General features: G+C 59.8%; 24 protein-coding genes and 1 other RNA gene. 14 read left to right on the top strand and 11 right to left on the bottom strand.

Annotated features, from left to right (window positions below):
• Positions 1 to 139 precede the first annotated feature (139 nt).
• From gcvP to WJM78_RS07570, 6 genes are all read right to left on the bottom strand, one after another.
• The gene (gcvP, locus tag WJM78_RS07595) at positions 140 to 3016 is read right to left on the bottom strand and encodes an aminomethyl-transferring glycine dehydrogenase (RefSeq protein ID WP_339014890.1); all 2877 of its coding nucleotides are present in this window, start codon (positions 3014 to 3016) and stop codon (positions 140 to 142) included.
• A gap of 260 nt (positions 3017 to 3276) precedes the next feature.
• Positions 3277 to 3666: a glycine cleavage system protein GcvH gene (gcvH, locus tag WJM78_RS07590; RefSeq protein ID WP_339014888.1), complete on the bottom strand. Its 390-nt coding sequence runs from the start codon at positions 3664 to 3666 to the stop codon at positions 3277 to 3279.
• Positions 3667 to 3759: 93 nt separating this feature from the next.
• The gene (gene gcvT / locus WJM78_RS07585; RefSeq protein WP_108535607.1) at positions 3760 to 4857 is read right to left on the bottom strand and encodes a glycine cleavage system aminomethyltransferase GcvT; all 1098 of its coding nucleotides are present in this window, start codon (positions 4855 to 4857) and stop codon (positions 3760 to 3762) included.
• Positions 4858 to 5274: 417 nt separating this feature from the next.
• A complete protein-coding gene (locus tag WJM78_RS07580; RefSeq protein ID WP_339015793.1) occupies positions 5275 to 6510 on the bottom strand; it encodes an FAD-dependent 2-octaprenylphenol hydroxylase in 1236 nt (411 codons plus the stop codon).
• A 97-nt stretch (positions 6511 to 6607) separates the two neighbouring features.
• On the bottom strand, positions 6608 to 7834 hold the full coding sequence (gene ubiH / locus WJM78_RS07575) for a 2-octaprenyl-6-methoxyphenyl hydroxylase (protein ID WP_287146620.1): 1227 nt from the start codon (positions 7832 to 7834) through the stop codon (positions 6608 to 6610).
• Positions 7835 to 8035: 201 nt separating this feature from the next.
• Positions 8036 to 8605, bottom strand: coding sequence for a UPF0149 family protein (locus tag WJM78_RS07570; RefSeq protein WP_042034443.1), 570 nt, complete (start codon positions 8603 to 8605; stop codon positions 8036 to 8038).
• A gap of 173 nt (positions 8606 to 8778) precedes the next feature.
• Here WJM78_RS07570 and zapA point away from each other — a divergent pair, with 173 nt between their 5' ends.
• Complete coding sequence (gene zapA / locus WJM78_RS07565; protein ID WP_042034444.1) at positions 8779 to 9111, top strand: cell division protein ZapA; 333 nt, start codon at positions 8779 to 8781, stop codon at positions 9109 to 9111.
• Between the two features lie 16 nt (positions 9112 to 9127).
• Positions 9128 to 9310, top strand: a non-coding RNA gene (gene ssrS, locus WJM78_RS07560) — 6S RNA.
• A gap of 175 nt (positions 9311 to 9485) precedes the next feature.
• On the opposite strand, the gene emrD is transcribed toward ssrS, so the two are convergent.
• The 3 genes from emrD to WJM78_RS07545 form a co-directional block, all read right to left on the bottom strand.
• Positions 9486 to 10685, bottom strand: coding sequence for a multidrug efflux MFS transporter EmrD (gene emrD / locus WJM78_RS07555; RefSeq protein WP_287146619.1), 1200 nt, complete (start codon positions 10683 to 10685; stop codon positions 9486 to 9488).
• 248 nt (positions 10686 to 10933) lie between these two features.
• A complete protein-coding gene (locus tag WJM78_RS07550) occupies positions 10934 to 11596 on the bottom strand; it encodes a glutathione S-transferase family protein (protein WP_042034446.1) in 663 nt (220 codons plus the stop codon).
• A 189-nt stretch (positions 11597 to 11785) separates the two neighbouring features.
• Positions 11786 to 12241 (bottom strand): hypothetical protein, encoded by a 456-nt coding sequence (locus tag WJM78_RS07545; protein ID WP_108537705.1) that lies wholly within the window; start codon positions 12239 to 12241, stop codon positions 11786 to 11788.
• A gap of 200 nt (positions 12242 to 12441) precedes the next feature.
• Between WJM78_RS07545 and suhB the strand changes: the two genes are divergently transcribed.
• Both suhB and WJM78_RS07535 read left to right on the top strand, forming a co-directional pair.
• On the top strand, positions 12442 to 13245 hold the full coding sequence (gene suhB, locus WJM78_RS07540) for an inositol-1-monophosphatase (RefSeq protein WP_005310327.1): 804 nt from the start codon (positions 12442 to 12444) through the stop codon (positions 13243 to 13245).
• Between the two features lie 26 nt (positions 13246 to 13271).
• Positions 13272 to 13511, top strand: a complete 240-nt coding sequence (locus WJM78_RS07535; RefSeq protein ID WP_339014883.1) for a hypothetical protein — start codon at positions 13272 to 13274, stop codon at positions 13509 to 13511.
• Positions 13512 to 13601: 90 nt separating this feature from the next.
• Here WJM78_RS07535 and WJM78_RS07530 read toward each other — a convergent pair whose 3' ends face one another.
• Positions 13602 to 15233, bottom strand: coding sequence for a methyl-accepting chemotaxis protein (locus tag WJM78_RS07530; RefSeq protein ID WP_042034450.1), 1632 nt, complete (start codon positions 15231 to 15233; stop codon positions 13602 to 13604).
• A gap of 346 nt (positions 15234 to 15579) precedes the next feature.
• Positions 15580 to 15927, bottom strand: coding sequence for a hypothetical protein (locus WJM78_RS07525; protein WP_339014881.1), 348 nt, complete (start codon positions 15925 to 15927; stop codon positions 15580 to 15582).
• A gap of 131 nt (positions 15928 to 16058) precedes the next feature.
• Between WJM78_RS07525 and mtnN the strand changes: the two genes are divergently transcribed.
• Genes mtnN through pseH form a run of 10 tightly spaced genes read left to right on the top strand, consistent with a single transcriptional unit; the run spans position 16059 to position 25345 of the window.
• Positions 16059 to 16751: a 5'-methylthioadenosine/S-adenosylhomocysteine nucleosidase gene (mtnN, locus tag WJM78_RS07520; RefSeq protein WP_339014880.1), complete on the top strand. Its 693-nt coding sequence runs from the start codon at positions 16059 to 16061 to the stop codon at positions 16749 to 16751.
• Positions 16748 to 17698 (top strand): cobalamin biosynthesis protein CobD/CbiB, encoded by a 951-nt coding sequence (locus WJM78_RS07515; RefSeq protein WP_181364856.1) that lies wholly within the window; start codon positions 16748 to 16750, stop codon positions 17696 to 17698. Before mtnN ends, WJM78_RS07515 begins: the two co-directional genes overlap by 4 nt.
• Positions 17691 to 18557 carry a cobalamin-binding protein gene (locus WJM78_RS07510; protein WP_339014877.1) on the top strand — a complete coding sequence of 289 codons (867 nt, stop codon included), beginning with the start codon at positions 17691 to 17693 and terminating at the stop codon, positions 18555 to 18557. The genes WJM78_RS07515 and WJM78_RS07510 overlap by 8 nt, the downstream gene beginning before the upstream one ends.
• A gap of 49 nt (positions 18558 to 18606) precedes the next feature.
• Complete coding sequence (gene pseB, locus WJM78_RS07505; protein ID WP_339014875.1) at positions 18607 to 19611, top strand: UDP-N-acetylglucosamine 4,6-dehydratase (inverting); 1005 nt, start codon at positions 18607 to 18609, stop codon at positions 19609 to 19611.
• Positions 19608 to 20750 carry a UDP-4-amino-4,6-dideoxy-N-acetyl-beta-L-altrosamine transaminase gene (gene pseC / locus WJM78_RS07500; protein ID WP_339014873.1) on the top strand — a complete coding sequence of 381 codons (1143 nt, stop codon included), beginning with the start codon at positions 19608 to 19610 and terminating at the stop codon, positions 20748 to 20750. Before pseB ends, pseC begins: the two co-directional genes overlap by 4 nt.
• Positions 20741 to 21586: an aldo/keto reductase gene (locus tag WJM78_RS07495; protein ID WP_339014871.1), complete on the top strand. Its 846-nt coding sequence runs from the start codon at positions 20741 to 20743 to the stop codon at positions 21584 to 21586. The genes pseC and WJM78_RS07495 overlap by 10 nt, the downstream gene beginning before the upstream one ends.
• Entirely contained in the window at positions 21583 to 22338 is a 756-nt protein-coding gene (locus tag WJM78_RS07490; RefSeq protein ID WP_212512639.1) for a cytidylyltransferase domain-containing protein, read from the top strand. The genes WJM78_RS07495 and WJM78_RS07490 overlap by 4 nt, the downstream gene beginning before the upstream one ends.
• Positions 22335 to 23624 (top strand): aminotransferase class III-fold pyridoxal phosphate-dependent enzyme, encoded by a 1290-nt coding sequence (locus WJM78_RS07485; protein WP_339014868.1) that lies wholly within the window; start codon positions 22335 to 22337, stop codon positions 23622 to 23624. Before WJM78_RS07490 ends, WJM78_RS07485 begins: the two co-directional genes overlap by 4 nt.
• On the top strand, positions 23625 to 24797 hold the full coding sequence (gene pseG, locus WJM78_RS07480; protein WP_339014866.1) for a UDP-2,4-diacetamido-2,4,6-trideoxy-beta-L-altropyranose hydrolase: 1173 nt from the start codon (positions 23625 to 23627) through the stop codon (positions 24795 to 24797).
• A complete protein-coding gene (gene pseH, locus WJM78_RS07475) occupies positions 24794 to 25345 on the top strand; it encodes a UDP-4-amino-4,6-dideoxy-N-acetyl-beta-L-altrosamine N-acetyltransferase (RefSeq protein WP_339014864.1) in 552 nt (183 codons plus the stop codon). The genes pseG and pseH overlap by 4 nt, the downstream gene beginning before the upstream one ends.

The following is a 25345-nucleotide window of genomic DNA, read 5'->3' as shown; positions in this document are numbered from 1 at the left end:
TCTCAAATTGACATCACCTGTAGACGCAGACACCGTTAACCAAGATGATCATTCAATAGCACTACAGTAGAAATGAAAGAGGCCCTGCGATTGCAGGGCCTCTTTCATTTCTAACTTAAATGGTCGTGATCACGCGCCATTACTTGGCGTAATCCTCAGTCGGGATGCAGGCGCAGAACAGGTTGCGATCGCCGTAGACGTCGTCAATACGGTTCACCGACGGCCACAGCTTGCTGGCCCGCACGGCGTCGGTCGGGAAGACCGCCTCGGCGCGGCTGTAACCCCGGTTCCACTCGCTGTCCATCACGTCATCCTGGGTATGGGGCGCGTTGACCAGCGGGTTGTCGGCCAGGCTCCAGTGACCGTCCTGCACCTTGGCAATCTCGGCACGGATGGCGGTCATCGCCTCGATGAAGCGATCCAGCTCGCGCTTGGATTCGGATTCCGTCGGCTCGACCATCAGGGTGCCCGCCACCGGGAAGCTCATGGTCGGCGCATGGAAGCCATAGTCCATCAGCCGCTTGGCCACGTCCATCTCGCTGATGCCACAGGCCTCTTTGAGCGGGCGGATATCCAGGATGCACTCATGGGCCACCCGACCATTGCGACCGGAGTAGAGCACGGGGAAGGATTCACCCAGCTTCTTGGCCAGGTAGTTGGCGTTGAGGATAGCCACCTGAGTGGATTTCTTCAGCCCTGCATCCCCCAGCATGGCGATATACATCCAGCTGATGGGCAATATGCTGGCCGAGCCGAACGGCGCCGCCGACACGGCGCCGTTGTTACGGCTCTCCTTGTTGGTCTTGACCACAGAGTGACCGGCCACAAACGGTGCCAAGTGTTTCTTCACGCCGATGGGGCCCATGCCCGGGCCACCGCCGCCATGGGGAATGGCGAAGGTCTTATGCAGGTTGAGGTGAGAGACGTCCGCTCCGATAAAGCCCGGGGCAGTGAGGCCCACCTGGGCATTCATGTTGGCGCCGTCGAGGTAGACCTGACCACCGTGCTGGTGAACGATGTCGCACACCTCCTTGATGGTCTCCTCATACACACCGTGGGTGGAGGGATAGGTCACCATCAGGCAGGAGAGCTGATCCCCCGCCTCAGCGGCCTTGGCGCGCAGGTCGTCGAGATCCACGTTGCCGAACTTGTCGCAGGCCGTGACGATGACCCGCAGCCCCGCCATCTGGGCGGAGGCCGGGTTGGTGCCGTGGGCAGAGGCCGGAATGAGGCAGATGTCGCGATGACCATCGCCACGGGACTCGTGGTACTTCTTGATGGCGAGCAAGCCCGCGTACTCACCCTGAGCACCTGAGTTCGGCTGCATGCAGACCGCATCGTAACCGGTCACCTTCACCAGCCAGTCTTCGAGGTCGGCCAGCAGCAGCTGGTAGCCCTTGGCCTGGGCCAGCGGCGCAAACGGGTGCAACTTGCCAAACTCGGGCCAGGTCACCGGGATCATCTCGGCGGTGGCGTTGAGCTTCATGGTGCAGGAACCCAGCGAAATCATGGCGTAGTTGAGGGCCAGATCTTTGGCTTCGAGACGGTGGATGTAGCGCAGCATCTCGGTCTCGGAGTGGTACTTGTTGAACACCTCGTGGGTCAACACGGCATCGGTGCGCAGCAGATCCTGCGGGATGCCGTGATGGGTCTGGGCCGCCTTGTCGAGCACCTCCACGTCCAGGCCGTGGCCTTGACCGAGGAAGAGATCAAACAGCTCGGCCACATCGGCGCGGGTGGTGGTTTCAGAGAGCGACACCCCCACGGCGCCATCGAGATCGGCACGCAGGTTGATACCCAGCCCCTCGGCCTTGGCGATCAGCGCCGCCTTGTCAGCCGTCAGCACTGTGAGGGTATCGAACCAGCTGGCGTGCTTGAGGGCCACGCCCTTGGCTTTGAGACCCAGCGCCAGAATGGTGGTGAGACGGTGAACGCGGGAGGCGATGGTTTTCAGCCCCACCGGGCCGTGATAAACGGCGTAGAAACTCGCCATGTTGGCCAACAGCACCTGTGCGGTACAGATGTTGGAGTTGGCCTTCTCGCGGCGGATATGTTGCTCGCGGGTCTGCATCGCCATGCGCAGGGCACTCTTGCCACGGGCATCCCTGGAGACACCGATGATGCGGCCCGGCATAGAGCGCTTGTAAGCATCGCGGGTGGCGAAGAAGGCGGCGTGGGGGCCACCGTAACCCATGGGCACGCCGAAACGCTGGGCGGTGCCCAACACCACGTCGGCACCCAGCTCGCCCGGGGATTTGAGCAGCAGCAGAGAGAGCATATCGGCGCTGACACAGGCCAGCCCTTTCTGGGCCTGTACCGCGGCAATCAGGGCCCGCAGATCTTTCACCTCACCGGTAGTGGTGGGGTACTGGAACAGGGCACCAAACACCTCTTCGTTCACCGCATCGCTCGCGGCGCCGACCGCCACGTCGAAACCGAAGTGAACCGCGCGCTCCTTGACCACGTCGATCACCTGCGGGTGCACATCGTCAGCCACGAAGAAGAGGTTGGATTTGGACTTGGCCATGCGCTTGGCCAGCGCCATGGCTTCGGCGGCAGCGGTGGCTTCATCCAGCAGGGAGGCGCTGGCGAGATCCATGCCGGTGAGATCCAGCGTCAGCTGCTGGAAGTTGAGCAGGGCTTCGAGACGCCCCTGGGCCAGCTCGGGCTGGTACGGGGTGTAGGCGGTATACCAGCCCGGGTTCTCCAGCACGTTGCGCAGGATGACGTGGGGCACATGGGTGTCGTGATAGCCCATGCCGATGTAGCTCTTGGCGATCTTGTTCTGAGCGGCGTAGCCCTTGAGCTTGGCCAGCGCCTCCACTTCCGTCATGGAGGCGCCGATACCGAGCGGGCCCGGCCGGCGAATGGCGGCGGGGACCGTCTGTTCAATCAGATCGTCCAGGCTCTCTGCGCCAACGATGGCCAACAGGGCGCGCACTTCTTCCTCACCCGAGCCTATGTGGCGACGGATGAAATTGGTTTTTTGCTCGAGTTCAAACAGTGACTGGGTCATTTCCCTATTCCTGGTTTTAAGTCCTGATAACCAAGACCTGATGTTCCTGATAGCCGGCAGATACCAGCTCCACTCATGTTCTGGGTCCCGCAGGCAGAGTGCGGCACCAGCATCGACAGGGGATCGCCTTGTTGCGTACCGGCCTGCTTGCCCCGTGGCAAGGCCAGGTTGGCAAACGGCAGGCGCGGGCGACGTCACCCTTCTACCAGAGGCTGGCGGTCATACAAACGGGCCCTGCTGTGTGGCAGGGCCCGGGGGCATTACTCTTCGTCCACCACGTTCTGGTAGCCTTCCGCATCCAGCATGTTGGCGAGCTCGCCCGCATCGTCCAGCTTGATGCGGAACAGCCAGCCAGCGCCGTAGGGGTCTGAGTTGACCAGCTCCGGGCTGCCTTCCAGCTCTTCGTTGATGGCAACTATCTCACCGCTCACCGGGCTGTAGATGTCAGAGGCGGCCTTGACCGACTCGGCCACGGCGCAGTCATCACCGGCGCCAATTTGCTTGCCCACTTCCGGCAGGTCGATAAACACCATGTCTCCCAGCAGATCCTGGGCGTGCTCGGTGATACCGACCACGGCCTCGCCGTTGGCTTCAACACGGATCCACTCGTGGGAGGTGGCATATTTCAGTTCGCTCGGGATATGGCTCATTTGTGCTTCCTTCTTATTCACTTGGATCACTCGTACCTGGACCGCGTACAAGGGGTACTGGCGAAGGGCTGCCCCTTCGCCGCAATGGGGTTGTTACACCAGCTTCTGGCCGTTGCGCACGAAAGCGGGCTTGGTGACCTTCACAGTGACCAGTTTCTTGCGGATCTCTACCTGGGCCTCTTCACCGATATCGCGGGGCACCCGCGCCAGGGCGATGCTGTAGCCCAGGGTCGGCGAGAACGAGCCTGAGGTGATCACACCTTCCCGCTTCTCACCGCTGGCGGTGGTGAAGGTGACCGGCATGCCGGCACGCAGCACCCCCTTCTCTTCCATCACCAGACCAACCTGCTTGGGCTGGGTGCCCGCCGCCTTCTGTGCTTCCAGCACGGCGCGACCAATAAATTGGCGGGAGGCCGGCTCGAAGGCCAGAGTCCAGGCCATGTTGGCGGCGAGTGGGCTGATACTCTCGTCCATGTCCTGGCTGTAGAGGTTCATGCCGGCTTCGAGGCGCAGGGTATCTCGCGCGCCCAGCCCGCAAGGGGCCACGCCGTTGTCCAGCAGCGCCTGCCACAGGTCGCACGCCCGGGATCCCGGCACCACGATTTCGTAACCGTCTTCGCCTGTGTAACCCGTGGTGGCGATGAAGAGATCCCCTGCCTGCACGCCGAAGAAGGGTTTCATCCCTTCCACTGCCGCGTTCTGCTCAGGGGTGAACACCTTGGCCGCCTTGGCCTTGGCGTTGGGGCCCTGCACCGCGATCATGGCGAGTTCGGGACGTTCGGTCACGCTCACGGCAAAATCGATGGCGTGGTGACGGATCCAGGCCAGATCCTTCTCGCGGGTAGCCGAGTTCACCACCAGGCGATAGAAGGTATCGGTCAGATAGTAGGTAATGAGGTCATCGATGACGCCGCCATCGGGGTTGAGCATACCGCTGTAGAGGGCCTTGCCGGAGACAGTGAGTTTGGCCACGTCATTGGCCAGCAGGTGTTGCAGGAAGGCTTTGACCCGCTCGCCAGTCAAGTCGACTATGGTCATGTGGGAGACGTCGAACATGCCGGCATCGGTGCGCACCGCGTGGTGCTCTTCCAGCTGGGAGCCGTAGTTGATGGGCATTTCCCAACCGTGGAAGTCCACCATTTTGGCGCCGGCTTCCAAGTGCTTGGGATGCAATACTGTAGTCTGGATCATCGCTGTGTTTCCTTAAGCGTTCGCGACAACACTCGCAATCCGCCCTCCCCTGACAGCCAACAGAACATGCCATCGTCTGTGCAACAGAAAAAGAGAAGAGACGGTCGGAGTCTGTGCTCGTTCCAGCCCCGCAGGGCAAGAGTGATTCCTTGAACGCAGCGGATTATATGACAAGCGGGCGAGCGGGCCGCTCAAAAAAAACTAATCCACTGCCAGTAAACAGACCCCAGACACTAAGGTAAAAACAGTGATAAAAACAGTAAAAAAGCGACTCACACGAGATTAAATTTTGATTTTTACCGTTTCGTCACAATTTACAGAAAAACGTTTCGCCCGCCACCCAGATTAAAGGCTGATGCCCAAAATAGGTCATCAGCCTCGTCAGATTAGTTTTGTTGTAAAAAAACCTGAGTAGTATTAGATTTTTTCACCCTTGGCCAGGATGGGCAGTTCGCCATCGAGCCCCATGGCAGCCCGGATCACCCCTTGTTTGAGCGGCGCCAGTGCGTCGAAAGCACACAATCCCACCCCGCGCACCAGCTTTTTGAGGGGGTTGGCCCCGCTGAACAGCCGCTTGAGCCCTTCCATCGCCGCCAGCATGCGGGCCGCCTCGCTCTTGCGCCAGCGCTCGTAGCTGCGCAGGTTGGCCAGCAGGCCTATATCCCCACCGACACGATGAGTGTGCACAATCTGCTCCGCCAGCGCTGCCGCATCCAGCAGGCCCAGGTTGACCCCCTGCCCCGCCAGCGGATGTATGGTGTGAGCCGCATCCCCCACCAGCACCAACCGCTCGCGAGCGAAATCGCGGGCATAGCGGGCGGTGAGCGGGATGGCACTGCGCATCCCTTCCACCTTGCACAACCCCAGCCGGCCATCGAAGGCGGTGGTGAGCTGGCGGTTGAACTGTTCGTCATCGCAGGCACACAGCGCCTCGGCCCGCGTGGCGGGCACAGACCAGACGATGGAGCAGAGATCGGGTTGCCACAGGGGCAGGAAGGCGAGTGGACCATCGGGGGTGAAGATCTGGCGGGCCACCGCCTCGTGGGGCTCGGCACAGCGCACCGTCGCCACCAAAGCGTGATGACCGTAATCCCAGCTGGTGAGCGGAATATCCGCCTGCCGGCGCACCCAGGAGTGGGCGCCATCGGCGGCCACCACCAACTTGGCCGACAGGGCGCGGCCATCGTCCAGCAGCAGGAGCGAACCCGCCTCGCCACTTTGCAGGCTGGCGGCTCGGGCCGGGCTCAGCAGACTGATGTTGCTCGCCCCCCCGTTACTGTCATCGAGAATCGCCTCCAGCAACGCCAGCTGAATGACCCGATTCTCGACGATGTGACCGAGCGCCGCCTGGCGCAGACCGGCGGCATCAAAGCCAATCTGGCCGAAGCTGTCTTGCTCCCACACCTGCATCTTCTCGTAGGGCTGCAGGCGGCGCGACTCGATCCCGGCCCAGGCGCCAACCTGCTGCAAGATGCGCTGACTGGCCAGACTCAAGGCACTGACCCGGTTGTCCGGCGCGTCACCAAGCGCAGGATCGGGCAACTGCCCCTCCACGATGGCAATCTTGAGGCCGCTCTGCTTGAGTGCGGCGGCGAGCCCCAGGCCTACCATACCGCCCCCAACAATCACCACATCCACGTTTTGCATCTGCATCATCTGTTCCTTTCGTGGCTGACCGTCGGGTCAGCAGGGGACGCCCGTTGGCATCAGCCCTTTCAATTCGCGTTTGACCGCTGCAGGGCAACGCACCTCATTTACTACGGCACACGTCAGCCACAAACCCCAGGGTACGGGAGGCCAGCGGCGCCTTGAGGCAAGCCAGCCGCCCCATCAGGGAGAGCGCCAGGTTGCGGCCCACCACCAACGGATCGTGGCCATTGGAGAAGAGCTGGGCCAGCGAGGAGGTGAGCCAGATGGTGCGGGCCTGATCCTCCTTGCGCTGCTGCCAGTAACCGTTGAGCACAGCAAAGCTGCCGATATCCTCCCCCACCGCGAGCGCGCCAGCAACCGCCTGGGCAAGCAGGTCAAGATCGCGCATGCCGAGGTTGAAGCCTTGCCCTGCGATGGGGTGCAGCAGGTGAGCGGCATTGCCCACCAGCACGGTGCGCTGAGCCAACGGATAGTCGGTGGCCGTCTGCACCAGCGGATAGACGTGACGCTGGCCGCATCGCTCGAAACGGCCGAGCCGCCAGCCAAACGCCTGCTGCAACCGGGCGAGAAAGGCGGTGTCATCCAGTCCCATCAGGTCATCCGTCTGATCCCGCCCGACGCTCCACACCAGGGAAGAGAGCCCATCCTGCATCGGTAGCAAAGCCAGCGGCCCCCCCTGGGTGAAGCGCTCGAACGCCCGCCCGGCGGGATCCTCGGCGGTCTTGACCGTGGCGATGATGGCACTTTGCTCAAAGTCGTGACGAGTGACCGGCAGCTTGAAGTGCTGACGCACGAAGGAGTGACCGCCATCCGCCGCCACCAGCAGCCGGGTCTGGTAACGCTCGCCACTGGCCAGCACCAGGGTCACGCCCTCCTCAAGCGGCTCAATGGTCGAGAGTTGGGCCGGGCACCGCATATGGATGTGAGGACAGGTCGCCATTCCCTGTTGCAGTGTGATGCCGGCCGCTGACAGCTCGATCACCTGGCCGAGCGCAGGCAGACCATATTCCGCCGCCGACAACCTGGCCTGGCCACAATGGCCCCGATCCGAGACATGGATCTGGGTGATGGGGGTGCAGTGGGGGGCGAAGCGAGGCCAGAGGCCGTGACGGGCCAGCGCATCACAGGTGCCCGCAGAGAGCGCGATGGCGCGGGCATCGAAGCCGGGATGGGCATTGAGCTCGGGGGCGCTCGCCTCCAGCAGCAGGATCTGCAGGGGCTCGCCGTCGGCACCTCGCAACGCGGCAAGAGAGAGCGCCAGCACGGCGCCACTCATTCCACCGCCGACGATAGCCACGTCGACATGAACCAGATCAGATTGAGACATGAGATGAGAGGAAGAAGCTGGAAACGTGGCCCCATGCTATCACAAAGCGGGGGGCCGGGATGCGAAGCCACGGGCAAAAAACGGCGTCACGACCATGATCTGGTTGAAAAAATGCCCGGCTTATCTCCATCAGGCCGGATAAAAGCAGAGCGCCACCAGGGCGCTCTGCGTTGTATTATGCTGTTTCTGTCGCAAGGGCCATCAGTGCAAGGTCGGCGGCGCGATCGGGGTATCGGGACGCTTGCCAAACTCCTCGAAGGTCATCATCACCCCCAGCCGTACATGCTCGTAGAGCACCAGGAAGGAGGCTTCGTTTTCGTCATCCTCCTGATCGAACTCGGCAGAGACCTGGGTGATGCTGGCGATGTCCTGGATCATCTCCTGCAACTCTTCGGACGCCCTGGAAAGCTCCTGCTGCACCACGCCAAACCCGGCCAGAAATGCCTGTGACCAGTCCACCAGCGAGTCGATGCGCTCATCGAGCGGCGCCTCATCGCTTGGCAGCAGCAGCTCGACGCCCTTCTGGGCCATCAGGCTCTCGACTATCTCGTGATAGAGATCTGTCATCACCTGGCGCACCGGGGCCGGCAAGCCGAAACCGTCGTTGACCAGATCGTTGAAGGGCGGCAACCAGCTCTTGTCATCCAGTGCCACGCCACCGCAGACGAGACCGCAGATCACGCCATGGGCCTCCACCGCCGTTGCCATCAGCTCATGCTGTTCCATCAGGTCGGCCACGGCCGTGTATTTCAGGGGGTTCGTTTTGCTCATCGAAGATCCGCTCAAAGTTCAGGCAAATATGCAAAATTAATGGTCAGGATCCTAGCATTCTCCCCCTTCCAGAGCCAGCAAGGCCTTGAAACTTCTGCATCTGCGCTATATAGTCCCGCCCAGTTGTCCACGTGGATAAAGGCGGAAATCAGCACCGCCGTATTGAGGAAGGCATGAGCACAGAGGCCGTAGAAATCGTCATTTTGGGACGTCCCTACAAGGTATCCTGTCCCTTGGGACAGCAGGATGCCCTGCGCCAGGCCGCCGACCAGCTGACTGACAAACTCATCGAGCTGCGTCAACGATCAAAGGTCTCCAGCAATGAACAGCTGGCGGTGATGGCCGCGCTCAATTTTTGCCATGAGCTCTGCCTTGAAAAAGAGAAGAATCACCAATACTCTGAGACCATGGATAAGCGGATCAAGATGCTGCAACGCACCATAGAAGCGGCCTTGATCGAGCACGGACAGTATGGCGAATCCAGCGGCGAGGGCCTGCAGCCCTAATCGCATACCGTTTTAAAATTCCCTGGGATGTTTGTCAGCCGGTTCAAGTCCCCGAGCCGATAATCATACCCACCAGGGGATCGGCCTTCTGGCTATTGCGCATGCTCGGCACGACCGAGAAGCCTGCGGTCAGATTCGATTCCCGCCTTGAACCTACGGTTCAAGGGCCCAAACCGGCAACGGCATCTCCGGGGTACCAACAGCAAAAAGCCCGTCATCCAGATGACGGGCTTTTTCTTTGCCTGCCGTTTACCAAGGCGCAGCGCATTCTTGTCTGCTCAGATTCCCCCCGGTCGATGCCCACGCGGCACCGGCTATCGAGCCAATAAAAAGCCCGCCGACGAGGGCAGGCTTGTCATTGTGACAGAAGACGATCAGACGGCCATCTGCTCGTGAGGCGAGCCGTGGTGGCGTAGCCAGGCAAAGCTCAGGGCCACCAGCAGGACCATGAGCGTCATGATAACCCCCAGGGTCACCTGCCCTTCCATCGGGAAGCCGGCGGCCAGCAGGGTGACTATCCCCGCCCCCAGGTTCTGCATGCCACCCAGGATCGCGCCGGCTGTTCCCGCCTGTCCCGGGAAGGGCTCGATGGCGCAGGAGGTGGCGGTCGGATAGAGGATGCCGCTACCGATGAAGTAGACGGCCGCGCCGCCTACCAAAGAAGCCGCACTTACCACGCCAAACAAGCCAGGCAGCAGAATGATCAGCGACCCCAGCGCCAGGAAGACGATGCCCAGACGCATCAGCTTGCCCTGACTCAGGCGAAAGCTCAGCTTGGCGGAGAGCCAGGCGCCGAACAGGTAGCCGGGCAGCGGCAACACGAACAGAACGCTCACGGTGCGGGCACTCAGCTTGAGCACATCGCCGAGCAGCACGCCGGCCGCCGCTTCAAACACTGCCAGACCGGCAAAGGTCGCCATCAGGCAGAGCAGGTTACCCTGAAAGCGCGGATTGCCCAGTACGTGGCGGTAGGCGGCGCCGACTCGCAGCGGCTGTTGCCGGGCAGCCTGCGGCAGGGTTTCACCAAACCAGGCCAGCAGTGCCAGGGTGGTCACGGCACCAAAGCCGAACAGGAACCAGTAACCGGCGCGCCAGTTGAACAGCTCGGTCAACCAGCCGCCCAGTACGGGAGCCAGCAACGGGGAGAAGATCACCCCCATGCTCACCAGGCTGTTGGCCCGGTTCAATTCGGCGCCGCTGTAGCGATCGCGCATCACGGTACGGCTCATGGCACCACCGGCACCCGTCCCCATCCCCTGGATCAGGCTGCCCACCAGCAGCGCGGTGAAGCTCGGGATCAGCTGAATGGTCAGAGTCCCCACCAGAAACACCATCATGCCGATAAGCAACACCGGACGACGGCCGATGCGATCTGACAGCGGGCCATAGACAAACTGGGATAGCCCGTACGGAATGAGGTAACAGGCCATCACCGCCTGCAACTGGCCGGAGGCCACGTTGAAGTCCCCCGCCATCATAGGAATGGAGGGCACATACAGGGTCTGGGTCATCTGGCCCACAGCGACCATCAGGATGGTCAGAAAAAACAGAGGGTAAAAACTGTGCCGATACATATCTCAGTCCCGAAAATCATCAAAAAGCTGCCGCATCCCTGACAGAAACCTGCAGAGGGGATCCAAAAAAAGAGTCAATCAAAGGTGAAAATACAAGGCGGAGAACCCGCACCGGCCGGGAGCAGGGCACTCCCTTGGCTTGGCGTGATCTTAGTGATTCAGATCACGAAAAACGAACGAATCTTTGTAATCAGCTTTCCCAAGTTTTTCTAATGTAACGGGGCAATTTGCCCCGTCAGCAATAAAAATCAACGCGTTACCATCCGCTGTGCCTGCTTGACCAGATCCTCCGGTGTCTCGTTGCGCGGCGGTATAGTAATCCCTTTCTGGCAGGCGGGTTTCTCTGCCATGCGCACCATCCAGGCTTGCAGATGCGGCAGACCCTCGATGGAGATACCACTCCAGTCATGAATGCGCACCCAGGGCCAGGTGGCGATGTCGGCGATGCTGTACTCATCGGCCAGGTATTCATGCTGCGCCAGGTGACTGTCGAGCACCTCGAACAGGCGGCGTCCCTCCTTCTGGTAGCGCTCGATGGCGGCCGGAATCTTCTCCGGGAAGTAGCGATAGAAGACATTGGCCTGCCCCATCATGGGGCCCACCCCGCCCATCTGGAACATCAGCCACTGGATGGCCTGGGAACGACGCTTGGGATCCTGCGGCAGCAACTTGCCCGCCTTCTCAGCCAGATAGAGCAGGATGGCGCCGGACTCGAACACGGCGAAGTCACCGTTATCCCGATCGACGATGGCCGGGATCCGTCCGTTGGGGTTGATGGCCAGAAACTCGGGCTTTTTCTGATCCAGCGCCGACAAATCCAGCGGGATCACCCGATAAGGCAGCCCCAACTCTTCGAGGGCAATCGCCACCTTGAAACCATTGGGGGTAGCTGCAGTATAAAAATCAATCATCATGAACTCCTTGTGATCCACACATTGGCACAGAGATGGCCACTACTGTGCTTATGCCAGATCGTTAACGACTACGGGGTAGACCCATGCGGACATCTTCCCGCGCTCCGGCATGGCAAAGCGGCACAATACGGTCAGTTATGACAAATATTGCACCGCTTTAACAGGCCGAAAGCAGGAAAGGAAACGCTAGCTATACAGCCCCATGGGTTGGCGCTGACGCAACAAGATGAGACGGGACAACAGCGGAAAATAGGACTCAAGCTTGCTCAATAGCACTCTGCTACAGGCGGGATCGGCCAGCTCGGATTCGTCCAGCACTATGCCATTGGAGACAAAATAGAAACGCGGATCCCGCACATCCGGCCCCTGAATAGTAAGGGTCTCGTCCCCGCCGCGCATCAACAGCGGTAATACCGGCAAACCGAACGTCTCGCCGCTGCGCTGCCAGGCAAACTCGGGCCAGGGTGTATCGCCATCTAACAGCAATATGGCCGCCTCTTCTTTACCCGGCTGCCACAGTGATGGCTGGGCAATGCTCACCTCGTTGAAGTAGTCGCCATATCCGGTTGATGCTCTCAAGGCAGCCAGCAGACCTTGAGTGGTAGCTGCCGACGGTTTTTGACTGACTAATGACAGATTCATGATCCACGTCCCTATGCTCAATGCAGCCTGTTATTCGGCTACCGCCATAAGATTAGACCAAAAAGAGTCTGTATTGGAGCCGTCAGATCTGGCAGTCGCCAAGGTCAGGGAGAAGGCGTATAACGGTTGCCATTATCGAAAAGACTGCTATTATACCGCGTCCTTTTATCCCCCGTTCTTTAACATCCAGTGGTGAACCTATGCATCCGATGCTGAATATCGCCGTGCGCGCTGCGCGCAACGCCGGTCAAGTAGTAGTAAAAGCCTTCTCCCAGCCCGAAAACATCGAGGCCATCCAGAAAGGCAGCAATGACTTCGTGACCAACGTTGACCGTGACGCCGAAGCGGCCATCATTCACACCATCAAAAAATCTTACCCGGAACACAGCATCATAGCTGAAGAGTCTGGTGAGATTGCCGGAACCAATCCGGACTACCAATGGATCATTGACCCACTGGATGGCACGACCAACCTCGTCAAGGGCATTCCGCACTTTGCTGTCTCCATCGCCCTGCGCGTCAAGGGCAAGACCGAGCAGGCCGTCGTTTACGATCCCATCCGTGACGAGCTGTTTACCGCGACCCGTGGTAACGGCGCCCAGCTGAACGGCTACCGCATCCGTGTCGGCAAGGCCAAAGAGCTGGCTGGCACCGTACTGGCCACCGGTTTCCCATTCAAACAGAAACACCACATAGAACCGTACCTGAAGATGTTCCAGAGCATGTTCATCGAATGTGCTGACATCCGTCGCTCCGGCTCTGCCGCGCTGGATCTGGCCTATGTGGCTGCCGGTCGCGTCGACGGTTTCTGGGAAATCGGCCTCAAGCCTTGGGATACCGCTGCCGGTGAGCTGCTGGCCAAAGAGTCCGGCGCCATCGTCACCGACTTCGTGGGTGGTCACAACTACGAAAATTCCGGCAACATAGTGGTTGCCAACCCGCGCGTCCTGAAAGAGATGCTCGGCAAGATCCGTGAAAACCTGCCTGAATCCCTGGCCAAATAAGCCAGCGCCTCGCAGAGGCACGCACAGTGAACCCGGTCCAGGCCGGGTTTTTTTATGTCTATTGCAAAGCCATCTATCTGCAAAGCCGCAAAACAATCCTGCCCGGCACCTACCTTACCCTCAGCCGGGAGCTTGATATACACATGCTCTCAGCAAGTGTCTTGCAACCGATATCAACTCCCTCCCCTTTGCAACGGCTCAATCAACCACAAAAAGGGGTTTATCCACTGGGCGCCGGCCTTTTCAGTACTGTCTTTGCCAAATAACAAAACCCGGCCTGAGCCGGGTTTTGTTATCAATCCAACGGGGACAGTGCCTGCTCAGCGTGAGCCGACCCAGCACAGCCCTTTATATCATCAAGCCAGACGGAAGCGACCTATGGTCTGCTTCAGGCCGGCGGCCAGCTGGCTCAGCTCCAGACAAGCGCGGGCGGTGTGATCGGCCCCGATGGCAACTTCGTTGGAAGATTCATTGATCCGCTCCACGTTGCGACCCAGCTCATCGGAGACCGCATCCTGCTCACCACAGGCACTGGCAATCTGAATGGCCATGTCGGCAATCTGGGCGACCGCCTCTTCGATCTGCTGGATGCCATCGCTGGTCTGTTCGCTCTGCACCACACACTGGCGGATCATATCGCAGCTTTGACCTGTCACCTCTTTCGCCTGGTTGGCGCGCGCCTGCAGGGTTTCTATGATGGCCACTATCTCGCCGGTGGATGCCTGGGTGCGACCCGCCAGGGTACGCACCTCATCAGCCACCACGGCAAAGCCACGACCCTGCTCACCGGCACGGGCCGCCTCGATGGCGGCGTTGAGCGCCAGCAGGTTGGTCTGATCGGCGATGCCGCGGATCACGTCAACCACCACGTTGATCTGGGCAGATTCACGCTCCAGCTCGGCGACCAGGGTCCCCGCCTGTTCAATCTCCTCGGCAACCCGGGTAATGGCCACCAGCGAGCTCTGCACATCCTGATTGCCGCGACGGGCCAAGGCGTTGGCAGAGCTGGCGGACTCAGAGGCGGTCTCTGTGTTGCCGGCCACATCGGCCACGGTCGCCTTCATCTGGGTCATGGCGGTCGCCACCAGGGTGATCTCCTGCTGCTGGCTCTGGATCCCCTGCGCCGACTGTGCGGAGACGGCACTCACCTCTTCGATGGCGGTGCCAAGCTGGGTCACGGCGGCGACCACTTCTTCAATCAGGCCACGCAGATTGTCCTGCATCTTGAGGGATGCCTTGGCCAGCATGCCCAGCTCATCACGGCCTATGTGCTGGCGATCCAACTGATGGGTCAGGTCACCTGCGGCGATGGCGTTGGCCTGCGCCACCACGGCTTGCAGCGGCAAACAGATTTGGCGAGTCAGGAACCAGGTCATGGCCATCATGAACAGCAGCAGACCACCGATGCTCACCATGGCAAAACGGGTCACCATGTTGACGCTGTCGAGCAGGCTGCCACGATTCTCCTTCACGAAGCCGAGGTTCACCTCCACCAGGCTGTTGACCGACTGCTCCAGTGCACCATAGGCGGCGTTGGACTGGAACAGCTGTGCCTTGGCCTGGGCCAGCTGGCCTTGTACCAACAGCTGATCGACTGCATTGACCGAGTTCAGGTACTGCTGCCAGTCCTGCTTGGCACGGTTGAACACCCGGCGCTCATGTTCAGCACCCACCGTTGACTCGTAGCCACGAAAAGCACGCTCGACCTTCTGGACACTGTCCTGAATACGGCCACGACGGGCCTGCAGATCGGCGGCATCGTCAACCATCAGCAGGGCGAACTGGGCCCGACGCACATAAGAGACGTCGTAGAGCAGCGTTTGCACCGAAAGCACGCTCGGCAGGGTGGAGTCGGTAAAGTTCAACACGCGGTCGCGCACGCCGCGCAGCTCGCTGGAGAGAAAAATACCGAATATCACGTTGACGGCAGCAATGACCGCAAAGACCACGGCAATCTTCTTGCCGATAGACAGATTTTTATAAAACATGGTGACTGGTGATCCTCAACTGCTGACAAGCAGGTGCACTGTGGCGATCACATCCGTGTGAGCTAATACCCGGACATTCCTGACGGGAGATGAGACGTTGCGAAAAACCAAGGGAAGGGCTGGTTTCGCGAGGGCGGCATGTTATCACAGAACGGCCTACTCCCTTCACCGGAATTCGCAGTGTGAAAGCAAGTTACTTTTCCTAACAACCAGACTTTCATCACAAACTATTTATAGCGACCAAAACATATCAAATCGTTAGCCGATGAATGCAATCGGTCAGCGGGCATGGACCCATGCCGCAGGCCCGCCTCGGTGTAATGCAACACCATGATGATGAGCATCCTCATCCGCTGCCAATCGAGGTCCTGCTTATGGATAACGCGTCGGCGCTGCCAGTTTCCTCCAGCTCAATCCCGCTACACGGGCTAGCGGTGCCCGTTATGGCCTCATCGGCGGACCGGCCGGCTTGGCCGCCAGTGCCATAGAGATCTATCACACGGTGACGCAGCTGGAATCGCTCCCAAAATAGATCGACAACCGGGATGGACACGTCAGCCGGGTCTGCGTCGTCCTCAGCAACCATGACAACGGCGCCATAGCGCGGCGGCAAGCCATCGGCGGGCTCTTCATCAATCGCGGCGGGATCCGCAACCGGACCCACTGCGACAAGCGGCTGATGAAACGGGGACATATCACTTCCACCTCTGTCCCCTTTTTATCTTCCTCCTGGCGATAATCTCGGAATGCTCGGCGCCATCGCCAACTTTTGTTATGATCCACAACAACTTATTCGGCCACACGGCCATCGAGACGAGGTGAGTGATGAAAGTAGGTATTATCGGCGCCATGGAACAGGAAGTGGCCTTGCTGCGCAGCCAGATGAACGAGCCAACCACCCTGCAACTGGGCGGTTGCGAGTTCTATCAGGGAATGCTGGCGGGCAAAGAGGTGATCCTGACTCGCTCTGGCATCGGTAAGGTTGCCGCCAGCGTCGCCACCAGCCTGCTGCTGGAAAAATTTGCCCCGGATTGCGTGATCAACACCGGCTCTGCCGGCGGCTTTGCCCAGGATCTTCATATAGGTGACGTGGTCATCGCCAGCGAAATGCGCTTCCACGACGTGGATGTGACCGCCTTCGGCTACGAGATGGGCCAGATGGCGCAACAACCCGCCGCCTTCCCCTGCGATGATAAATTGATCGCAGTGGCCCAAGATTGCATCGCCGAGCAAGGCAAGCATCAAACCAAAATTGGCCTTATTTGTACCGGCGATCAGTTCATGTGCAAACCGGACGCCATCGCCAAGGCCCGTGCCGATTTCCCGCAGATGCTGGCAGTCGAGATGGAAGGGGCCGCCATCGGCCAGGTGTGCCAGATGTTCAAGGTCCCCTATCTGGTGGTGCGCGCCATGTCAGACATCGCCGGCAAGGAACAGGTTGAATCCTTCGACGCCTTTATCGAGGTGGCCGGCAAGCATTCGGCCGAGATGATCATCAAGATGCTCGGCAAGCTGTGATCGACCTCGCCACGCTGGAACACATGGCCGCCACTCCGGCGGCCATTTTGCTCGGGGCCGCGCTGCTGGAAGCCATACTGCCCTGGCCTGCCCAGTTCAGACTCTCCGCTCTGGTGCCCCTGCTGACTCGCTTGGGCCACAAGGTTCACCGTCCCGATGGCGCGCCCCAGCAGCAATTTCGGGCCGGCCTGCTGGCCCTGCTGGTCGTCTGGCTGCCATGCGCCGCCGGACTCTGGGCCGTGCGCAACCTCTCCCTCTCGGAGCCGCTGTTTGATCTGCTGTTTCTGCTGCTGATGATAGAATCGCGCCCGCTGCGAGAGCTGGCCAAGTCCACCCGTTCACTGGCATGTCAGGAAACCCTGGTGGTTGCCCGCCTGCAGGCCGCCCCCTGGCTCAGGCGTGAGACCGGCAAACTCTCCGTGATGGGGGTCACCAAGGCGGTCAGCGAGACCTGTGCACTGCGGCTGACAGGGCAGTGGGCCGGCCCCTTGCTCGGGTTTGCGCTGGCAGGCGTTCAAGGTGCCCTGCTGTGGCGACTCGCTCAATTGATGAACCTGGGCTGGAGCCCCAAGCAAGCGGCATTCAGCCATTTCGGCCGTGCCGCTGCCATGCTTTACCAGGGACTCTGTACCCCCGCCATCCTGCTGCTGGTACTGCCCCTTGGCCTGATCCGGCTGCGCCAACTGGGGGCTCGCCTGCGCACGGCCATACAGTGGCCCTACCCTGCCATGGGCGCCTTGTTGACGCTGCTGTCCCACTCGCTGGGTATCCGGCTGGGTGGCCCACGCTATTACCAGAACACCCTGTTCCGATTCCCGGTGTTCGATGCGGTGAACGACCCTGATGCCAGCAGTGCACTGCGCTTGCTCAACCGGTTGCAACAGGTTGGCTGGGGCTGGCTGGCACTGGCACTCCTCTTCACTGCACTGGAGCAACTGCATGGCTAGGTATGTCGCCCTGATCTGTCTGCTCTGTTGGCCACTGACGCTGCTGGCGGCTGCGCCGATGCGCATCGTCAGCCTCACGCCCCATCTGACCGAGCTGCTGTTTGCCATCGGTGCCGGCGATCGCATCGTCGCCACCGATGATGCCTCCGACTTTCCGCCCGAGGTGACAACTCGGCCACACGTGGCCAACTACCGCAGCATCAACCTGGAAGCCCTGCTGGCCCAGAAACCGGATCTGGTGGTGGCCTGGCACTCTGCCCAATCCCGCATGCTCGCTCCCATAGAGCAGCTGGGCATTCCCGTGTTCTACTCTGAGCCCACGGACTTCGCCTCCCTGGCCACAGAAATACGGGCGCTGGGAAAACGGTTGGAGCTGGAACAAGCAGCCAATTCCCAGGCCGATGCCTATCTCGCCAGATTGGCAGAACTCAAGCAACGCTACGGCCAGCCCAAGCATATCAAGGTGTTTTATCAGCTCTGGCATCCCCCTCTGACCAGCGTCAGCAGTGCCGCCTGGCCAGCTCAGGCCATCGAACTATGCGGGGGGGAGAACCTGATGGCCAAGGCCAAGACCCCCTACCCTCAAGTCAGTCTGGAGCAGGTGATCAAGGCCAACCCGGCACTGATCCTGGCGGGGAGTCAAGATCCCGGCGCCCTGCGTCACTGGCAGCAGTGGCCCATGATCGATGCGGTCAAACACCAGCGCCTGCAACTCATCAACTCGGATGAGCTACACCGCTTCACCCCGAGGGCACTCAATGCCGTGCAGCAGGTGTGTGATGCCATAAGCCCGCAGCAAGCCGCCATCGTCCTGATCCCGGGCTTCACAGCGGATGGCTCACCACAAGATATGGCATAAAATATGCTTTCCACTCTGACAGATACTCACTCCATAACGGGACTATGACATGTTCAACGGAAAAACGATCCTGATCACCGGAGGTACCGGCTCCTTTGGCAAGAAATTCATCGAAACTGTCCTCTCCCAGTACACGCCGAGCCGTTTGATCGTCTATTCCCGTGATGAACTCAAACAATTCGAGATGCAGCAGTGCTTCAACCATCCCTGCATGCGCTACTTCATCGGCGATGTACGCGATGCCGAGCGGCTCAATATGGCCATGCACGGCGTGGACTTCGTGGTCCATGCCGCTGCCCTCAAGCAGGTGCCGGCCGCCGAGTACAATCCCATGGAGTGCATCAAGACCAACGTCGGGGGCGCCGAAAACGTCATCAAGGCGGCGCTCAACAACGGGGTCGAGAAGGTGATAGCCCTCTCCACCGACAAGGCCGCCAACCCGGTCAACCTCTATGGCGCCACCAAGCTTTGCTCAGACAAATTGTTCGTGGCCGCCAATAATATGGCGGGCAGGCACCCGACCATCTTCTCAGTGGTGCGCTACGGCAACGTGGTGGGATCCCGTGGATCTGTTGTGCCCTTCTTCGATCGGCTGATCAAAGAGGGCGCCAGCCGCCTGCCCATCACCCATGGGGAGATGACCCGCTTCTGGCTCACCCTGCAGCAGGGGGTGGAGTTCGTGCTGACCAACTTTGTCCGCATGAAGGGGGGGGAAGTGTTCGTTCCCAAGATCCCGTCGGTGCGCATCACGGACCTCGCCAGCGCCATGGCCCCCGAGCTGCCCCAAGAGATCATCGGCATCCGCCCGGGCGAGAAGCTGCACGAGGTGATGTGCCCGGCCGATGACTCCTACCATACCTATGAGTTCAAGGACTATTACGTCATCGCCCCAAGCATCACCTTCACGAGTCGAAACAATGATTTCGCGATCAATGCCCTGGAGGAGAAGGCGACCCTGGTCGAGCCTGGCTTCGAATACAATTCCCTCAATAATCACGATTTCCTGTCGATAGAGGAATTGAAAACCATGAACCAGCAGGTGCTAGCCGAATGATCCCCTATGGACGCCAATCCATCACAGATGAAGATATCGAGGCCGTCGTCGCCGTTCTGCAGTCGGACTATCTAACACAAGGTCAGATGGTCCCAGCCTTTGAACAGGGGCTGGCCGACTACTGCCGGGCTCCCCATGTGATCGCCTGCAGCAATGGCACCACTGCCCTGCATCTCGCCTGCGCCGCGCTTGAACTGGGTGAGAAGGATTGGGTCTGGGTCTCAGCTATCAGCTTCGTCGCCTCGGCCAACTGTGCCCGCTACTGCGGTGCCCAGGTGGATTTCGTCGACGTGGAGCCCGATACCGGCAACCTCTGCGTGGCGGCGCTGCGCGTTAAGCTGCAAAGCGTTCAGGGCAGCTCTCGCCAACCCAGGGCCCTTGTCGCAGTGCATCTGGCGGGTCAGCCTTGCGATCTCGCCGAGATTGGTGCCCTATGCCGGCAATATGGCGTTCACCTCATCGAGGATGCCTGCCATGCCCTGGGGGCCAGCTATCAGGGGGAACCCATCGGCAGCTGTGCCCACAGCGACATGACCGTCTTCAGCTTCCATCCCGTGAAACCCATCACCACGGGGGAAGGAGGCGCTGTGACCACCCGCAGTGCCGAGCTGGCGGCAAGGCTTCGCCTCTATCGCAGCCATGGCATCACCCGGGACCCCGAGCAACTGAGCCTTCCCAATCCAGGTGGCTGGTACTACGAGCAGCAGGTGCTGGGCTTCAACTATCGCCTGACCGACATCCAGGCGGCGCTGGGCTCAAGCCAGCTCCGCCGCCTGCCCCTGTTTATCGACCGGCGCCAGCAGTTGGCAGCCCGTTACGACGCCCTGCTGACCAGATTGCCGGTGCAGCACCTGCGTCAAAGGGATGACCGCTGCAGCGGCTACCACCTCTATGTGGTCCAGATCGCCGACCGGGACCGTGTGTTTGCCCAGCTAAGAGAAGCTGGCATCGGTGTCAACGTCCACTACATGCCCATTCCGGCCCAGCCCTATTACCGTGGTCTTGGCCATGACCCCGCCGATTACCCCGGCGCCCAAGCCTACTATCGGCAAGCCATCAGCCTCCCCCTGTTCCCAGCCCTCTCTTCAGCAGAGCAGGATCAGGTCATCCAGACCCTGGAGCGGGTACTATGCGCCTAGCCTTGGGGACTGTGCAGTTCGGGCTCGCCTATGGCATCAGCAACCGCGCGGGCGAGGTAGCGGATGACGAACTCGACGCCATCTTGGCCTTGGCGCGCCAGCTGGGGATGGATACCCTGGATACGGCTCAGGCTTATGGCAATGCCGAGTCACGGCTTGGCACCAGGCCGGCTGCCGACTTTCGCTTGGTAAACAAGCTGGCACCCGGCATCAGGCCCCCCGAGGTCAACGCCTGCGTACAGAGCAGCCTGCAACGGCTGGGGCGCACCAGGCTGGATGGCTTGCTGCTGCACCGCAGCCAAGATGCCAGCCCTACCCTGTTCGAAGCGTTGGCGATACTGCAGCAAGAGGGCAAGGTGGGCAAGACAGGGATCTCCGTCTACTCCCCCGAGGAGCTGGCACTGTGGCTGGATCAGGGTTACCCCCTGGAGCTGGTGCAGTTACCGGCCAACCTGCTCGATCAGCGCTTTTTACGCTCGGGCTGGCTCGACCGATTGCAGGACTTGGGGTGCGAAATCCATGTTCGCTCCCTCTTCCTGCAAGGCCTCTTGTTGATGCAGCCGGACCTGCGTCCCGACCACTTTGATGCCTTCAGCGAGCAGTTGACGCGACTGGATGGGTGGCAGCCCCATCGCTCCCCCCTCCACAAGGCGCTCTCCCTGATCCCGGCCCTGCCCCAGGTGAGCCGCTTCGTGGTAGGGGTCTGTCATACCCATGAGCTGGCGGCGATCGCATCGGCCTATGCCCATCTGCATCCGTGCCATGACAACGAGCTGGCTGCCATCGCCTGTGACGAGCCGGCCCTCATCAACCCAGCCTTGTGGAGAACATCATGATCCTCGGTATCCTGCAGGCCAGAGCCGGCTCCAGCCGACTGCCGGGCAAGGTGCTCAAGCCCCTGCTAGGCGCCCCCATGCTAGCCCGCCAGATAGAGCGGCTCCAGCGCTCGGCCAGGCTCGATCAACTGGTGGTCGCCACCAGTGACCAGGCCGACGACCTAGCCATAGCGGCCCTCTGCGCAGAGCTGGATGTTCCCTGTTATCGCGGCCCCCTGGACGACGTGCTGCAGCGCTTTCATCTGGCGGCGCAACCCTTTGAACCCAGCCAGATTGTCAGGCTCACCGGCGACTGCCCCCTAGCGGATCCCGTCCTCATCGACGAGCTCATCGAGCTTCATCTGACCGGTGGCTATGACTACAGCAGCAACTGCTGGGATCCCAGCTACCCGGACGGACTGGATGCGGAGATACTGAGCGCCGCCACCCTCGACCTGCTGGCCGAACGCGCCCAGAGCCCGGTCGAGCGCGAGCATGTGACCTACTACATCCGCCAGCATGAAGATCAGTTCAAGATAGGGACACTGAACCGCACCCCCAGCCTGGCCCATTTGCGCTGGACGGTGGACGAGCCCGCCGACTTCGAGCTGGTCGAGCAAGTCTACCGCCAGCTCTATCCGGCCAAGCCCGCCTTCACCACCGAAGACATCCTCGCCCTGCTGGCGCGGGAGCCGCAACTGGCGACCCTGAACATCCATCACCAACGCAATGAGGGGCTGGCGCGTTCCCTCGCTAAGGAGAAGCATTCATGACCTCACGTTATCAGCATTCACTGGCGCTCTCTGCCCGTGCCGAGCAGAGCATTCCTCTGGGCTCCCAGACCTTCTCCAAGAGCCGCCTCTGCTTCCCCTATGGCGCCGCCCCGCTCTTTATCGAGCGCGGCCAAGGAGCCAGGGTATGGGACGTAGATGGCAACGAGTACCTGGACTTTGCCAGCGGTCTGCTGGCCATCAGCCTGGGTTACTGTGACCCGGATGTAAACCAGGCCGTGCTGGAGCAGCTCAATCTGGGCTCCATCTTCTCACTTCCCCACCGGCTTGAGACCGAGGTCGCCGAACAGCTAATCGAGCTTATTCCCTGTGCCGAGATGGTGCGCTTTGGCAAGAACGGCACAGATGCCACTTCAGCCTGCATTCGCCTCTCTCGCGCCGTGACCGGTCGGGAGCGAGTAGCCGTCTGCGGCTACCACGGCTGGCAGGACTGGTACATAGGCTCCACCACCCGCCACCTGGGGGTACCCGAGTGCGTGCGCGAGCTGACCCATCGCTTCGACTACAACGACCTTGGCTCGCTGAAGGCCCAGCTGGAGGCCCACCCCGGCGAGTTTGCCGCCGTGATCCTGGAGCCCATGAACATCGCCTGGCCCACACCCGAGTTCCTGCCCGGTCTACGCCAGCTCTGCGACGAGCATGGCGCCCTGCTCGTCTTCGATGAGACCATCACTGGTTTTAGAAATCATTTGGGAGGCGCCCAGACCCTGTTCGGGGTCACTCCGGATCTGGCCGCCTTTGGCAAGGGCATGGCCAATGGTTTCCCCATCTCCGCCGTGGTGGGTCGCCGCCAGTACATGCGCCGCATGGAAGACATCTTCTTCTCCGGCACCTTTGGCGGCGATGCCATCGCCCTGGCGGCGGCCAACGCCGTCATCAGGAAGATGCGCCTGCTCGACGTGCCTGCGCGACTTGCCGAACGGGGCCAGCAACTGCTGGATGGGCTCAACGCACTGCTGCTGCAAGTGAACGCCCCGAGCTGGCTGCAAAGCGCTGGCCACCCCAGTTGGTGTTTCTTACTGATAGGTGATTCGGCCAACCACACCAACTGGCAGTTAAAAAGCTACTTCATGCAGGAGCTGTGCAAACGTGGCATTCTCAGCCTCGGCAGCCACAACCTCAATCTCGCCCACAGCGAGCAGGACGTTCGAACCCTGCTGGGTGTCTATGCCGAGGTGTTACCAACGCTTATCCGTCTGGATGCCGACAAGGCCATTAATCAATCTCTGGATGGCGAGCCGATCCAGCCGGTGTTCAAGGTACGCTGAGTGCTACCTAACATTCAGCAGGCTGGTTTCACAGCATCGGATCGCACTAGGTTGGACAACCAAAGGGTTGCTTTTCGTACCGATGCATCGCTGGAGGCCGGTACAGGTCATGTGATGCGCTGCCTGACCCTGGCCGATGCATTGCGTGAGAAAGGGGCTGAGTGCTGGTTTGTCTGCCGCGCTCATCCAGGACACCTTGCTGAACTTATCCGTTCACGTGGCCATCACTGCCATCTCCTTGACACAACACCCGAGTCAGAACAAGACACTGCAAGTGCATCCTCACCCGCACACGCTCGCTGGCTTGGATGCGACTGGGTGTTGGATGCTGCACAAAGCCGAGATATCTTGGCCGAGCTGCATCCGGCGTGGTTGGTTGTCGACCACTATGCTCTCGATGCCAGCTGGGAGAGCAGGCTGCGCCATCATGTTGGTCGGATCATGGTGATCGATGACCTTGCAGATCGCCCCCACGATTGCGATCTACTGCTCGATCAGAATCTGGGCCGCCAGCCCGATGACTACCGAGAACTTGTCCCACCCGGTTGCACACTCCTGACAGGTCCCCGCTATGCCCTGCTTCGCCCAGAGTTTGCTGCATTACGAGGATACTCTCTAGAACGGCGCCAACTCCCGGTGCTAAAACAAGTGCTGATCACTATGGGGGGAGTCGACAAGTTTAATGTAACTGGCCAAGTGTTGAATGCATTACGCTGTGCCCCCTTGCCTGACGATTGCCGGATCCTTGTAGTAATGGGACCAAAGGCCCCATGGCTAACACAGATTGAAGATCTCGCTGCAACTCTACACTGGCCAACCGAAGTACTGGTTAATGCTAACAATATGGCGCAACTGATGGCGAGTAGTGACTTGGCGATCGGTGCTGCGGGTAGTACATCTTGGGAGCGATGCTGTCTCGGTTTACCTACATTGATGATGATAATTGCAGACAATCAACGAAAGGTTGCAGGCTATTTAATGTCAGCAGGAGCTGCTGAATGTATACAGACAGAAAATATGGAAGAGAATATTATAAATTGGTTTAATAATTATATTTCAGCGCCGGGAATCAGTACTAAAATGACAAGGTGCGCCATTAGTATTATAGATGGCTTAGGGGCCTGGCGGGTTTCAGATGTAATAGTATCCACTTCAATGGAGAGATACGTATGAATACTCTTGGTGTCTTGCGAAATATAAAGGAAGATGAGCTAAATATTATGCTCGCTTGGCGTAATGAACCAAAAGTAAGAAATAACATGTATACTCAGCATGTGATATCGCAAGAAGAACATTATTCTTGGTGGGAGAGAATTAAAGTTTGTGAAGACCAAAGATATTATATGTATGAATACGACGGACAGCCATGTGGCATAACATCATTTAACAATGTAGACTTGAGTAATAAAAATTCAGCCTGGGCATTTTATACATCACCTTCAGCACCAAGAGGATCTGGAGCTAAGATGGAGTTTCTGATGCTCGATCTGGCATTCATTACACTTGGCTTACACAAACTATACTGTGAGGTATTAGATTTTAATCGCCCTGTAATTACCTTGCACCACAAGTTTGGTTTTGAAACCGAGGGAGTTTTTAAGGCTCATCACTTTATTAATGGCGAGTTTATCAACGTTCACAGGCTGGCTATTTTAAAAAAACAATGGGAGTGCAATAGAACTGCTCAACTAGAAAGAATAATAGCATTCAGGAGCAGATAA

Origin of the sequence: Aeromonas popoffii, from assembly GCF_037818705.1 — a bacterium.
Lineage (GTDB): Bacteria > Pseudomonadota > Gammaproteobacteria > Enterobacterales > Aeromonadaceae > Aeromonas > Aeromonas popoffii.
The sequence above is the reverse complement of the archived record's forward strand: the minus strand, read 5'-3'. Positions and strand labels throughout refer to the sequence as shown.